This window comes from Pseudoduganella sp. R-34, from assembly GCF_049904655.1.
GTDB lineage: Bacteria > Pseudomonadota > Gammaproteobacteria > Burkholderiales > Burkholderiaceae_D > Rugamonas.
The window spans coordinates 1,973,566-1,987,901 of record NZ_CP184572.1; the positions used below are offsets into that span (position 1 = coordinate 1,973,566).

The following is a 14,336-nucleotide window of genomic DNA, read 5'->3' on the forward strand; positions in this document are numbered from 1 at the left end:
ATCATTCCTCGAGTTTGCGTACTACGATGCCTTCATCGGCAGTGCGCCACAGCAGCCAGAGTTCGGCGCCGCGCCGCATGATGTGGGGATGGTCGGAGCCGCCCCGCGTGGTGGCGATGGTGTGCCTGCTCCAGCTTGCACCGCCGTTCGGCGACACCTGGGCATGGATGCCGGTCGCGGTGCCATCGAACTCCTTCCAGACGACGGCGACGCGCTGGCCGGCCGCGCCAACTTCGGCATGCTCCGCCTGCGGGCCGCCAAGCCGCATCAACTGGCCATTGCCCGAATAGAACACGCCGCCTTCGTCGCCGGCAGCGCTGAACCAGGTTTGGTGGCGCTGGCCCTTGCCGTCGAACGCCAGCGAGGGGCCGTGGTGCGGGCAGGCGTCGATCTTCCAGCCGTCTTCGGTGGCGCGCGCCGGTGCGGCCGGGCGGCCGTCGGCCGGCAGCCACGCCACGGCATGGTCGCGGATATTCGGCTCGAAAATGTGGCGCCACATGGCGGCTATACGTCCATTGGGCGCGAATGCGGTGGCGATGCGGCAGCATTCGCAGGTATGGTCGGCCAGTTTGGCGTCGTCGCCGAAGCTGGCCCCGCCGTCGGTGGAGACGGCGTAGTAGATGGCGATGCCGCGATAGGGGCGGGAGGCTGCCTGGGCGGCGTCCTTGTCGCGCTGGTCCAGCCAGGCCAGGAAAATGCGGCCCTGCGGGTCGACCTGGATGTCGTCGAAGCGGTGGCCGATCGGCGCGCGGTCGCGCTGCACGGTGTATGGGGGCGAAAAAGTCTGCCCGCCGTCCAGCGAACGGGTGAAGCGGATGTTGCCGGTGTGGTGTTTGCCCAACGTTTGGGTGTAGCTCAAATAGAGCTGGCCCTGCGGGCCGAAGGCGATTTTCGGGCGTGCTTCGCCGTTCGCTTCCACCGTTTCCGGCTTGGGCAACACCTGGCGCGCTGGGGTCCAGCTGCGACCCTCGTCTGCGCTCGATTGCAGCACGATGCCGTTGTCGCCAGTGTGCGCCACCCACAAGCGGCCCTGCTGGTCAAAGGCCCCCGAGGTTCCGAGGGTGGAAGCGGCAAGGGCCGCCAGGAGTGTCAGGTTCATGGTCTGGAGGGCGAGAAGGGTCACTGCCAGTCATAATCCTGCATTTTCCTTACCTCTTTCCATGACCCAGATCAACCAGGGTGACATATCGGTTTTGATATCGAACTTTGATAAAAATTGATTAGTTCGATCTCAATGATTTACCTAAGATGAGTTCAAGAACAGGTAACTTACAAAAACTATAGTCAGGAGACCCTATGAAGCGCCAAGCATTCGCGCCTGGGCTGGTTGCACCGCGCCGTCCGATCGCACTTAAAGTATCCGTAGCTGCATTGGCCGGCATTGGCTTGTTCAGTACCGTTCCCGCCCTTGCGCAGCAGGCTGCCGAAACCGAGATCGCAGTGGTGCAGGTGAGCGGCGTGCGCGCCGCGGCCCAAAGTTCGCTCGATATCAAGCAAAAGGCCGACAATGTGGTCGATTCCATCGTCGCGGACGATATCGGTAAATTCCCTGACACGAACGTTGCCCAGACCCTGGCCCGCATTCCGGGCATCCAGGTGCGCCGCGACGCGGGCGAGGCGAACTCGGTCCTGATCCGCGGCCTGCCCGGCATCGCCACCATGCTGAATGGTCGCGAAATGTTTACCACCACCGGCCGCTATATCCAGCTGGCCGATATTCCGTCCACCATGCTGCAGCGGGTGGACGTTTACAAATCCCAGAGCCCTGAATTGGTTGAAGGCGGCATTGCCGGCGTGATCGACGTGCGCACCAACCGCCCATTCGACTTCAAGGGCTTCACGCTGAGCGCCAACGGCGGCGTGAAAAACCAGGACAAGGCGCACAAGACCGATCCGGAAGCCAATGGCCTGATCTCCAACCGCTGGAAGACCGAATACGGTGAAATCGGCGCGCTGTTCGGCGTTTCGTATGTGCGCAACAATTTCCACGAAGAGCGCAGCTTCAATACCTTCCCGGTCGAGAAAAGCTGGCTGCTGCCGAACCTGACCGGCCCGGACCTGGTCGGCCTGCAAGGCATCTACGGTGAGCGCAAGCGCACGGCCGAGAACTTCGCCCTGCAATGGCGTCCGAACAAGGATACCGAGATCTACGCCGAAGGCCTTTATTCCCGCTACAAGAACCAGGACGAAACCGACTTCTTCGTCGGCCTGCCATGGTGGGCGCCGGGGGGCGGCATCAGCGGCACCAAGATCCCGGGCACCGACCAGCTGGACGAGCTGACTTCGCATGATGCCAACACCATCCTGTCGACCCAGGCGCGCGCATCGCAGAACACCACCTGGCAGACCGCTGTCGGCGCCAAGTGGCGTGCCGCACCGGGCCTGCGCCTGAGCACCGAGCTGGCCCGCACCAAGTCGAAATACGACTGGCGCAACCCGATCATGGACACGATCGTTACCGTGCCTGACGTCTTCCTGAAGACCAATGTCAACGGCGGCGCCTTCATGCGCTACGGCGGCATCGACATGACCGATCCGAAAAACGTGTACCTGTTCCAGTTGTTCGACCGTTACGGCGACGACAAGGGTGCATCCACCGATTGGCGCGCCGACGCGACCTATACGCCTGACGGCAACGGCATCTTCCAGGAGTTCAGTGCCGGCGTACGCTTCAACAAGCGTAGCGCCGAATCGATCAAGTCGATCGAAGGCAGCATGGGTGCGCCGGATGCTTTCAATGCCGCGACGCGCGTTTCGGCTGCGACCCTGCCTGGCATGAGCTGCACCAACCGCGAGCTGTCGGAAGATTACGGCACGCCATACTGGTACACACCATGCGCCAGCTTCCTGCTGAATAACACCAGCGAGGTTCGCAAGGCAGTTACCGGCTCCACCGCCGCCAAGGCGCTGGACCAGGGTTCCTTCTTCTCCGTCAACGAGAAGAACTACGCCTTCTACGGCAAGGCGCGCCTGGGTTGGGAGTGGGGCAGCGTGCCGGTCGACGGCGTGGTTGGCGTGCGTGTCTCCAAGACCGATTCGGACCTGCTGGGCTACAGCATGGTGAATGGCGTTCCAGTCGCTACGCCGAAGGAAAGTTCGGGCACCGATACCCTGCCTAGCGCCAGTTTCAAGGCGACGCTGCGCAAGGACCTGATCGCGCGCCTGGCATACGCCAAGACGCTCAGCCGTCCTGACTTCGCCCAGTTGAACCCGGGGACAGCCTATGTGAACTCGAACGGCAACACCGTGCAGGCTTCTGCGTCGGGCGGCAATCCGGACCTGAAGCCGGTCACCGGCCAGAACGTCGATGCGGCGCTGGAGTGGTATTTCGCGCCGGCGGCAATGGTCAGCGGCACCGTGTTCCGCCATAACTTTGACGGCTATATCGTCAGCCGCGCCCAGCCCGAGGTGTACCAGGGTGTGACCTACCAGACGAGCCGTCCTTTCAATACCGACAAGGGACACCTGCAGGGCGTGGAGCTGTCCTACCAGCAGTTCTACGACAAACTGCCTGGCTGGCTGAGTGGTTTCGGCACCCAGTTGAACTACACTTATATGGAAGGCGGCGTGACGTCGTCGTCCATCGGGCCGGGCGACCTGCCTTTCCCCGGCATGTCCAAGAACTCGTATAACATTGTTCTGCTGTATGAGAAGAATGGCATCTCCGGCCGCCTGGCCTATAACTGGCGCTCGAAGTTCACGCAGATTTATGGCGACGGGTCGGCAATCCAGGGGGCTGCGCCGAGCCGCAACCTGGTCGCAGGTGCCACCAGCAGCCTGGATGGTTCCCTCAGCTACAAGTTCACCCCGAACCTGTCTGTGACGCTGACCGGCACCAACCTGCTGAACTTCAAATACAAGGACTACTGGACCGACGCGAACGTGTATCCACGCGATATCCGCCGCTACGACCGTACCGTTGGCCTGATGTTGAACTGGAAGAACTGATTTACCATGCAAAACCAAAAGATGTCGGTGCTCGAAAAGGCGGGCTTCGGGGCAGGGGATGCGGCACTCAATGTCGTGATCTCGTCCATGATGCTGATTATTACTTTCTTCTACACCGACATCTACGGCTTGCGAACGCAAGACCTGGCGCTGTTGTTCGTGCTGGTGAAGATTGTCGGCGCGGTGGCCGACCTGACGATGGGGCAGATCACCGACCGTTTCACCAGCCGCTTCGGCCGCTATCGCCCCTACCTGCTGTGGCTTGCGGTTCCTTACGGCGTAAGTATTCTCTTCGTGTTCTCCACGCCGGACTGGAGCTACGACGCCAAGCTGGTGTGGGCTTACTCCACCTACATCATCATGACCGTGATGACGGCGGGTGTTGGCATTCCGTATATTTCCCTGCCAAGTGCGCTGACCAGCGATCCGAAGGAAAGCCTGTCGGCCAACGGCTACCGCCTGTTCTTTGCCAAGATTGGCGCTTTCCTGGTGACCATCGTGGTGCCGCTGCTGTCGGAGCGCTGGGGCGAGGGTAATGCCGCCCACGGCTACCAGATGGCGATGGCGGTGATGGCGGTGCTGGGCGTGGCGCTGTTCCTGTTCTGCTTCTTCACCACCACCGAGCGCGTGCACCATGTGGTGGTGCGACAGTCGCTGGGCGAGCAGTTGAAGGTGCTGATGAAGAACGACCAGTGGCTGATCCTGTGCGGCGTGTGCGTGACCGGCACCATCGGCTATGTGGTGCGAGGTTCGGTGGCGATCTATTACGCCAAGTACTATCTGGGCCTCAATACGGCGCAGGTATCGGCCTTCCTGTCCACCGGCGTGGTGGCCGCCATCCTGTCGATGATCGCATCGACTTGGATCACGAAGGTCTACTGCAAGGTCAAGCTGTTCCGCTGGACGCAGTTGATCGTGGCGGGCATCAGCCTGGCGATTTACCTCCTCGTCAAGCCGGGCGATGTGATGCTGGCCTTCATACTGTTCTTCGCACTGTCGTTCATCGTCGACCTGCATGCGCCGGTATTCTGGTCCGCTATCGGCGAGACGATCGACTACGGCCAGGTCAAGACCGGCAAGCGCGTTTCCGGGTTTGCTTTCGGCGGCATTTCGGTCTGCCAGAAGGCGGGCATGGCGATCGCCGGCGGCCTGGTTGGCATCCTGCTCACCTATTTCCATTACGTGCCTAATCAGGCGCAATCCGAATTCGCACTGAACGGCATCGCCCTGATGCTTTCGGTGATTCCTGGCTTCTTCCACCTGCTCATGGGGCTGTTGATGTTCGCCTATCGCATCAGCGATGAGTATTACGGCACCGTGAAAGAGAGCATGAAGTCCAACGGCTATGTAAGCGCTTGAACATGCAAAAACTGTCTCCCTTGATCGAGCAACGCGCCGATCCCTATATCGTTCGCCACAGCGACGGCTATTACTACTTCACCGCCTCGGTGCCGCAATACGACCGCATCGAACTGCGTCGCGCCGCCACCATAGAAGGCTTGCGCGATGCGCAGACCGTGGACGTATGGCACAAGCCGGACACCGGCGCCTACAGTGAATTGATCTGGGCGCCGGAACTGCACTACAACCAGGGCGCCTGGTACGTCTATTTTGCCGCCGCACCGAGCCGCGAGATCAAGTACAAGCTGTTCCAGCACCGCATGTACGCGATCCGCAACCAGAACGCCAATCCGCTGGAAGGGGAGTGGGAGTTCATGGGGCAGGTCGATTCCGGCATCGACACCTTCTGCCTGGATGCGACCACCTTCACCCACAAGGGCAAGCTATATTACCTGTGGGCGCAGAAGGACAATGAAATTGAAGGCAATTCCAATCTCTACATCGCAGAGATGGAAACGCCGTGGCAGATCAAGGGCAAGCCGGTGATGCTGACCAAGCCGGAGTTCGACTGGGAGATCCGCGGCTTCTGGGTCAACGAAGGCCCGTCCGTCCTGCAGCGCAACGGCAAGGTGTTCATCAGCTATTCCGCCAGCGCCACCGACGAGAATTACGCCATGGGCCTGCTGTGGGCCGATGCCGATGCGGACCTGCTGGACCCTGCCGCCTGGACCAAGTCGAAGGAGCCGGTACTGCAGACCTGCTTCGAGCACGGCATCTACGGCCCTGGCCATAACAGTTTTACGGTGGACGCGGACGGAAATGTGTTGCTGGTGTACCATGCCCGCACGTACACGGAAATCGTCGGCGACCCGTTGTGGAACCCGGACCGCCATACTTTCGTCAAACCGCTGCGCTGGGATGCGCAGGGCATGCCCGTCTTCGGACGGCCCTCAGTTATCGAGTAAGCACACATGATCCAGAGCGCGCCATTCGGCCACGCACCGGACGGCACGCCGCTGTCCCTGTTCACCCTGACCAATGCCCAAGGCATGGAGGTCAGGATCACCAATTACGGCGGGATCGTCACCCATATCCGGGCCCCGGATCGTGACGGCCGCTTGGCCAATGTCACGCTGGGCTTCGACACGGCGGTTGAGTATTTCGGCCGTTCGCCTTATTTCGGCGCGCTGATCGGACGCTGCGGCAATCGCATCGCGCAAGGCCGCTTCACGCTGGACGGCGCCGAGCACCAGTTGGCCGTCAACGATGGCGCCAACCACCTGCATGGCGGCGCGCAAGGTTTCGACAAGGTGGTCTGGGATGCCGCCGTGGAAGGCGAGGCCCTGGTGCTGCGCTACCGCAGCCCGGACGGGGAGCAGGGCTATCCCGGCAATCTTGACGTGCAGGCAAGCTACACGCTCAGCGACGATGGCGCGCTGACTGTGGACTTCCGCGCCACCACGGACCGCGCAACGCCGGTCAACCTGACCCACCACGCCTACTTCAACCTGGCCGGCAGCGGCACCATCAACGATCACGAAATGTGGATCGATGCACCGCATTACACGCCGGTCGACGACGGTTTGATACCGACCGGCGAACTGGCCGCCGTGGCGGGAACACCGTTCGATTTCCGCGAGCCGCGCGCCATCGGCGATGCGGTCTACGACCATAACTTTGCGCTGGCGCCGGCCGACGGCATGCGCTGCGCGGTACGGGTGCGCGAACCGCGCTCCGGGCGGCAGTTGGAAGTGCTCACTCACGAGCCGGGCATCCAGTTCTACAGCGGGAATTTCCTAGACGGCTCGCTGGGTTTCCCGCATCGCGGCGGCTTTTGCCTGGAGCCGCAACACTTCCCGGACGCGCCCAATAAACCGCATTTCCCCAGCGTGATCCTGCGCCCGGGAGAGGTCTATCGGAACACCCTGGCCTTCCGTTTTTCTCGATACTGATTTTGATATTGATAGGAACAAATAAGTCATTAGAAATATATTGCTCTGAGCCGTAACATTTCCTCCATCAATAAGCGGAGGAATCCATGTCAGAGACAAAGAAAACGATAAAACTGCGCTCGGCCGAATGGTTCGGGACGCAGGACAAAAACGGCTTCATGTACCGGAGCTGGATGAAGAACCAGGGTATTCCTGATCACGAATTCCGCGGCAAGCCAATCATCGGCATCTGCAATACCTGGTCCGAACTGACCCCGTGCAACGCACACTTCCGCCAGCTCGCGGAACACGTCAAGAAGGGCATCCTGGAAGCGGGCGGCTACCCGGTCGAATTCCCTGTGTTCTCCAACGGCGAATCCAACCTGCGCCCAACCGCCATGCTGACCCGTAACCTGGCCAGCATGGACGTGGAAGAATCCATCCGCGGTAATCCGATGGATGCTGTGGTACTGCTGGTGGGCTGCGACAAGACCACCCCGGCGCTGCTGATGGGCGCCGCCTCGGTCGACCTGCCGACCATCGTCGTGACCGGCGGCCCGATGCTGAACGGTAAACTGAACGGCAAGGACATCGGTTCTGGCACCGCCGTCTGGCAACTGCACGAGCAGGTCAAGGCCGGCGAAATCACCATGCACCAGTTCATGTCGGCCGAAGCGGGCATGTCCCGTTCCGCCGGCACCTGCAACACCATGGGTACCGCATCCACCATGGCCTGCATGGCCGAATCGCTCGGCACCTCGCTGCCGCACAACGCTGCGATTCCTGCCGTCGACGCGCGCCGCTACGTGCTGGCGCATATGTCCGGCATCCGCATCGTGGAAATGGTGTGGGAAGACCTGCGCCTGTCCAAGATCCTCAAGCGCGAAAACTTCGAGAACGCGATCCGCGTCAACGCCGCTATCGGCGGTTCGACCAACGCCGTGATCCACCTGAAAGCCATCGCCGGCCGCATCGGCGTGCCGCTGGAGCTGGAAGACTGGACCAAGGTTGGCAAAGGCATGCCGACCATCGTCGACCTGATGCCTTCCGGCCGCTACCTGATGGAAGAGTTCTACTACGCCGGCGGCCTGCCGGGCGTGATCCGCCGCATGGGAGAAGCAAACCTGCTGCCGCATCCGGATGCGCTGACCGTCAACGGCAAGACCATCGGCGAGAACTGCTCCGAAGCGCCGATCTACAACGATGAAGTGATTCGCAAGATCGACAACCCGCTAATCGCCGATGGCGGCATCTGCATCCTGCGCGGCAACCTGGCTCCGCGGGGAGCAGTGCTGAAGCCTTCCGCCGCCTCGCCGCACCTGATGCAGCATCGCGGCAAGGCCGTGGTGTTCGAGAACTTCGACCACTACAAGGAGCGCATCATCGATCCGGACCTGGACGTCGACGAGAACTCGATCCTGGTGATGAAGAACTGCGGCCCGAAAGGCTATCCGGGCATGGCGGAAGTCGGCAATATGGGCCTGCCGCCAAAGCTGCTGGCCAAGGGCATCAAGGACATGGTCCGCATTTCCGACGCACGCATGAGTGGTACCGCCTACGGCACTGTGGTGCTGCACGTGGCGCCGGAAGCAATGGCTGGCGGTCCGCTCGGCGCCGTGAAGGATGGTGACTGGATCGAGCTTGATTGCGCCAACAACAAGCTGCAGCTCGAGATCAGCGACGAGGAAATGAAGGCACGCCTCGCCGAGCGCGCCGCGCAGCAGGAGCCGCCGAAGTCCGGCTACCAGCAGTTGTATATCGACCACGTGTTGCAAGCCGACGAAGGCTGCGACTTCGACTTCCTGGTTGGCTGCCGCGGTTCGGCCGTGCCGCGCCATTCGCACTAAGGAGAACCCATGCTGCTCGTACAATTCACCAATGAAGCCGGCTCGCGCCGCGTAGCCGCGCTGGATGGCGACGTGCTGCGCGTGCTGGACGGCGTGTCCACCACCTATGAACTGGCGCAGCGCGCCATCTGCAGCGGCAAAGGCCTGGCCGCCGTTGCGCAAGCTGCCATCGGCACCAGTACCGAAAGCTACGAAGCCGTGGCGTCCGCCGGCCGCATCCTCCCGCCGCTGGACCACGCCGACCCGGCGCATTGTTATGTGACCGGTACCGGCCTGACCCACCTGGGCAGCGCCGATGCGCGCGACGCCATGCACCGCAAGATCGGCGGCGACGTCGAGTCGCTGAGCGATTCCATGAAGATGTTCCGCCTCGGCGTGGAAGGCGGCAAGCCAGCCGAAGGCCAGTGCGGCGTGCAGCCTGAATGGTTCTACAAGGGAGACGGTTCGATCGTTGCCGCCACCGGCCAGGCGCTGACCATGCCCGAGTTCTCGCTGGACGGCGGCGAAGAGCCTGAAATCGCCGGCCTGTACGTGATCGGCGAAGACGGCCAGCCTTACCGCCTCGGTTTCGCCATCGGCAACGAGTTCTCGGACCACGTGACCGAGCGCCAGAACTACCTCTACCTGGCACACTCCAAGCTTCGCAACTGCGGCCTGGGCCCGGCCCTGCGCGTGGGCGATCTGCCGCAGCATATCGACGGCGCCTCGCGCATTGTCGGCAAGGACGGCGCGGTGCGCTGGCAGAAAGCCTTCGTCAGCGGCGAACAGAATATGTCGCACACGATTGCCAACCTGGAATACCACCACTTCAAGTATGGCCTGTTCTGCCGCCCTGGCGACGTGCATATCCACTTCTTCGGCACCGCAACCCTGAGTTTTGCCGACGGCGTCTCCGTGCAGCCTGGTGAGACCTTTGAAGTCGAAGCGCCCGCCTTTGGCCCGGCCCTGCGCAATCCGCTGCGCGTCCAGGAATCCCGCTACAAGAAAGTGAACCAACTATGACCATCACCGGTGAAGCACTCATTGGCGGCGTTGCCGTGCGCGGGGAGGGCGCCGCACAGCGCGCCTTCAACCCTGGCCTGGAGCAGCAGTTCGGCGAAGAGTTCAACGCAGTCAGCGTGGAGCAGGTGAATGACGCCTGCCGCCTGGCCGGCGCTGCTTTCGATACCTTCCGCGCCACCAGCGATGCCGCGCGCGCGGAACTGCTGGACGCGATTGCCCGCAACATCCTCGACCTCGGCGCAGAGCTGATCGAGCGCGCCATGGCCGAAACCGGCCTGCCGCAAGCCCGCCTGGAAGGCGAGCGCGCCCGCACCTGCAACCAGCTCAAGATGTTCGCCGCGCTGTTGCGCGAAGGCTCGTGGTGCGATCCGCGCATCGACGTGGCCCTGCCGACCCGTACGCCGCCGCGCGCCGACCTGCGCTACCGCCTGATCGGCGTCGGCCCGGTTGCCGTCTTCGGCGCTTCCAACTTCCCGCTGGCGTTCTCTGTCGCCGGCGGCGATACCGCTTCCGCGCTGGCCGCGGGCTGCCCGGTAGTGGTGAAAGCGCACTCCGCCCACCCTGGCACTTCCGAACTGGTGGCGCGCGCCGTGGTGGCCGCCGTGGCCCAATGCGGCCTGCCGGCGGGCGTGTTCGCCCTGCTGACCGGCAGCGGCAGCCACATCGGCCAGACGCTGGTAGCGCATCCTGCGATCCAGGCGGTCGGTTTCACCGGCTCCCGCAGCGGCGGCACCGCACTGATGGCCACTGCCGCAGCGCGCAAGCAGCCGATCCCCGTGTACGCCGAAATGAGCAGCATCAACCCGGTCTTCCTGTTGCCGGAAGCACTGGCGGGCCGCCCGGACAGCATCGCTGCCGGCTTTGCGGCATCGCTGACGCTGGGCGTCGGCCAGTTCTGCACCAATCCCGGCCTGGTGCTGGGCATTGAAGGCCCGGGCCTGGAGCGCTTCTGCGCCAGCGCCGCGCAGGCACTGGGCGGCGTTGCACCTGCGACCATGCTGAGCGCAGGCATTGCCGGCGCCTACCAGCGTGGCGTACAGGCCTTGGCCTCGCATGCCGACGTGGCAACCGTTACCGCTACCCCCCACGGCGGCTGCAAGGGCGGCGCTGCGCTGTTCCGCACCACCGCGCAAGCCTTCCTGTCGCAGCACGCGCTGTCGGACGAAGTGTTCGGCCCGGCTTCGCTGGTGATCGCCTGCCGCGACATCGACGAGATGATCGCCGTGGCGGAACACCTGGAAGGCCAACTGACCGCTACCCTGCAAATGGCGGACGGCGACGCCGCAACTGCGCGCAAGCTGCTGCCGGTGCTGGAGCGCAAGGCCGGCCGTATCCTGGCCAATGGCTATCCGACCGGAGTCGAAGTCACCAGCGCCATGGTGCACGGCGGCCCATTCCCATCCACCTCGGATGGCCGCAGCACCTCGGTCGGCACGGCGGCAATCTACCGCTTCCTGCGCGCCGTGTGCTACCAGGACTTGCCGGCCTCGCTGCTGCCGCCGGTGCTGCAGGATAAAAATCCGGGCAATACCTGGCGGCGCCGCGACGGCGTCCTCGGCCAGCACTAAAAAAACAGCAATAAAAATATGGAGACACCATGACACAAGCAGCAAACTACCCGAGCCTCCAGGGCAAGCGGGTATTTGTCACCGGCGGCGGCACCGGCATCGGCGCCAGCATCGTCGCGGCCTTTGCAAAACAGGGCGCCCGCGTGGCGTTCGTCGATATTGCGAAAGAGGCCAGCGAAGCATTGTGCGGCGCTGTTGCCGCCAGCGGCGCCGAGCGCCCTCAGTTCCGCGCCTGCGACATCACCGACATCGCGGTGCTGCAGCGCACGATGAAAGAGTTTGCGGCGGAACTGGGCGATTTCGACGTGCTGGTGAACAATGCGGCGAACGACCAGCGTCATAGTGTCGAAGATGTGACCCCGGAATACTGGGACCAGCGCATCGCCATCAACCAGCGCCCGCTGTTCTTCACCTGCCAGGCAGTCCTGCCGGGCATGAAGGCCAAGGGCGGCGGCTCCATCATCAACATCGGTTCGATCTCCTGGATCGCCAAGGGCGCCGGTTATCCCGTGTACGCGACCGCCAAGGCCGCAACCCACGGGCTGACCCGCGGCATGGCGCGCGACCTGGGCAAGCACAATGTGCGCGTCAACACGGTCACGCCAGGCTGGGTCATGACCCAGCGCCAGGTGGACCTGTGGGTCGACGCTGCGGCGGAAGAAGAGATCGCCCGCAGCCAGTGCCTGCCGGGCAAGCTGCTGCCGGAACACATCGCTGCCATGTGCCTGTTCCTGGGCGCCGATGACAGCGCCATGTGCACGGCGCAGGATTTTATCGTTGACGCAGGCTGGGTTTAAAAGGAGATTGCCATGATCAAGCTCGCCCTTCCGGCGTTGCTGGTGGCAGTCCAGTCGTGGTCCTTCGCGCACGACATCGCCAGCCCTGACAAGCAGGTCAAGGTGCAGTTCGAACTATCGCCGCGCGGCGAGCCGACCTATGCGGTCGCCCGCGCCGGCCAGCCGGTGCTGCTGACTTCCCGCCTTGGCCTCCAGTTGCAATCGGCCGACCTGACACGCAGCCTGCGCCTGGCTTCCGCCGGCGCAGCGCAGCGCATTTCCGAAGATTACACGCTCGCCACCGGCAAGCGCCGCAGCAACCATTACGAAGCCAACGAGCGCCGCTTCTCCCTGCGCGACAAGCAGGGACGCAAGCTCGACATCGTGTTCCGCGTTTCCAACGACGGCGTGGCCTTCCGCTACGAGACTGCCGGCGGCACTGTGCGCCGCGAGGCCACCAGCTTTGCCTTCGCGCCCGCAGCCCGCGCCTGGCTGCAACCGATGTCGGTCGCGCAGACCGGCTGGGCCAACACCAATCCTTCCTACGAAGAGTACTACCAGGCCGACATCCCGGTCGGCACCGCGTCGCCGCTGCCGTCGGGCTGGGTCTTCCCGGCGCTGTTCCGCAGCGGCGACAACTGGGTCGCGCTGACCGAGGCCGGCATGGACGGCAGCTGGCACGCCTCGCGCCTGCAGGACAAGGCGCCCGGCGGCGAATACCGCATTGGCGGCCCGAGCGCTCCGGAAGTGTTTCCCGGTGGCGCCCTGATGGGCAGCGGCGCGGCCTCGCCATGGCGCGTGCTGGCCCTGGGACCATTGGCTACGGTCATGCAGTCGACGCTGGGCACCGACCTGGCTGCGCCTGCGATCCCGTTCGATGCCGCGCTGGTGCAGCCGGGCCACGCCTCGTGGAGCTGGGCCATCCTGAAAGACGACGCCACCGTGTTTGATGTGCAGAAAAAGTTCATCGACTATGCGGTGCAGATGAAGTGGGATTACACCCTGGTCGACGCCGACTGGGACCGCAAGATCGGCTACGACAGGATGCGCGAGCTGGCCCAGTACGCGGCAGGGAAGGGTGTCGGCCTGCTGGCCTGGTACAACTCTTCGGGCAGCTGGAACAAGACCGAGTATTCGCCCAAGGGCAAGCTGCTGACCCGCGAAGCGCGCCGCGCCGAATTCGCGCGCTTGCGCGAAATGGGCATCAAGGGCGTGAAGATTGACTTCTTCGGCGGCGATGGCCAGTCCTTCATCGCCTACTATGTCGACATCCTGAAGGACGCGGCGGAAGCCGGCCTGCTGGTGAACTTCCACGGCGCCACGCTGCCGCGCGGCTGGAGCCGTACCTACCCCAACCTGATGACGGCGGAAGCGGTGCGCGGTTTCGAGTTCTCCACCTTTGAGCAGGACGGCCAGGACAAGGTGGTCAAGCACGCAGCCATGCTGCCTTTCGCGCGCAACCTGTTCGACCCGATGGACTTCACTCCCATGGCTTTCGGCGACATCCCCAAGATCAAGCGCGCCACGCGCAACGGTTTCGAGCTGGCGGAAGCGGTGTTGTTCACGTCCGGCATCCAGCATTTCGCCGAAACCCCGGACGGCATGGCAACAGCGCCGGCCTATATACAGGACCTGCTGCGCGAGTTGCCGCGCAGCTGGGACGACGTGCGCTTCGTCGACGGCGTGCCGGCGCGCTATGTGGTGCTGGCGCGGCGCGCCGGCGACACCTGGTATGTGGCGGGTTTCAATGCGCAGGACAGCGCGCAGGAAGTTTCGGTGGAACTCGGCGCGCAAGGCACGCTGATCACCGATGGCGCCGGCGAGCGCGAATTCAGCCAGCGGGCGGTTGCCGCCGGCAAGCAGAAGATCACGATGCAGCCACACGGCGGCTTCGTTGCGGTATTCAAACAATAAACTAGGAGA

General features: G+C 63.4%; 10 protein-coding genes. 9 read left to right on the forward strand and 1 reads right to left on the reverse strand.

Features of this window, described 5'->3' with window-relative positions; translation table 11 throughout:
* Position 1 precedes the first annotated feature (1 nt).
* A complete protein-coding gene (locus ACN9MW_RS09035) occupies positions 2 to 1,099 on the reverse strand; it encodes a sialidase family protein (RefSeq protein ID WP_426170020.1) in 1,098 nt (365 codons plus the stop codon).
* A 197-nt stretch (positions 1,100 to 1,296) separates the two neighbouring features.
* On the opposite strand from ACN9MW_RS09035, the gene ACN9MW_RS09040 reads away from it, so the two are divergent.
* From ACN9MW_RS09040 to ACN9MW_RS09080, 9 genes are all read left to right on the forward strand, one after another.
* The gene (locus ACN9MW_RS09040) at positions 1,297 to 3,948 is read left to right on the forward strand and encodes a TonB-dependent receptor (RefSeq protein WP_426170022.1); all 2,652 of its coding nucleotides are present in this window, start codon (positions 1,297 to 1,299) and stop codon (positions 3,946 to 3,948) included.
* A 6-nt stretch (positions 3,949 to 3,954) separates the two neighbouring features.
* On the forward strand, positions 3,955 to 5,307 hold the full coding sequence (locus ACN9MW_RS09045; RefSeq protein ID WP_426170024.1) for an MFS transporter: 1,353 nt from the start codon (positions 3,955 to 3,957) through the stop codon (positions 5,305 to 5,307).
* A 2-nt stretch (positions 5,308 to 5,309) separates the two neighbouring features.
* Positions 5,310 to 6,254, forward strand: a complete 945-nt coding sequence (locus ACN9MW_RS09050; protein ID WP_426170027.1) for a glycoside hydrolase family 43 protein — start codon at positions 5,310 to 5,312, stop codon at positions 6,252 to 6,254.
* A 6-nt stretch (positions 6,255 to 6,260) separates the two neighbouring features.
* Positions 6,261 to 7,241: an aldose epimerase family protein gene (locus tag ACN9MW_RS09055; RefSeq protein WP_426170029.1), complete on the forward strand. Its 981-nt coding sequence runs from the start codon at positions 6,261 to 6,263 to the stop codon at positions 7,239 to 7,241.
* Positions 7,242 to 7,327: 86 nt separating this feature from the next.
* Positions 7,328 to 9,067 (forward strand): IlvD/Edd family dehydratase, encoded by a 1,740-nt coding sequence (locus ACN9MW_RS09060; RefSeq protein WP_426170032.1) that lies wholly within the window; start codon positions 7,328 to 7,330, stop codon positions 9,065 to 9,067.
* A 9-nt stretch (positions 9,068 to 9,076) separates the two neighbouring features.
* Positions 9,077 to 10,069: an AraD1 family protein gene (gene araD1 / locus ACN9MW_RS09065; RefSeq protein WP_426170034.1), complete on the forward strand. Its 993-nt coding sequence runs from the start codon at positions 9,077 to 9,079 to the stop codon at positions 10,067 to 10,069.
* Positions 10,066 to 11,637, forward strand: a complete 1,572-nt coding sequence (locus ACN9MW_RS09070) for an aldehyde dehydrogenase (NADP(+)) (protein WP_426170036.1) — start codon at positions 10,066 to 10,068, stop codon at positions 11,635 to 11,637. The genes araD1 and ACN9MW_RS09070 overlap by 4 nt, the downstream gene beginning before the upstream one ends.
* A 29-nt stretch (positions 11,638 to 11,666) precedes the next feature.
* A complete protein-coding gene (locus ACN9MW_RS09075) occupies positions 11,667 to 12,434 on the forward strand; it encodes an SDR family NAD(P)-dependent oxidoreductase (RefSeq protein ID WP_426170038.1) in 768 nt (255 codons plus the stop codon).
* Positions 12,435 to 12,446: 12 nt separating this feature from the next.
* Positions 12,447 to 14,327: a glycoside hydrolase family 97 catalytic domain-containing protein gene (locus tag ACN9MW_RS09080; protein WP_426170041.1), complete on the forward strand. Its 1,881-nt coding sequence runs from the start codon at positions 12,447 to 12,449 to the stop codon at positions 14,325 to 14,327.
* The last annotated feature ends 9 nt before the right edge of the window (positions 14,328 to 14,336 follow it).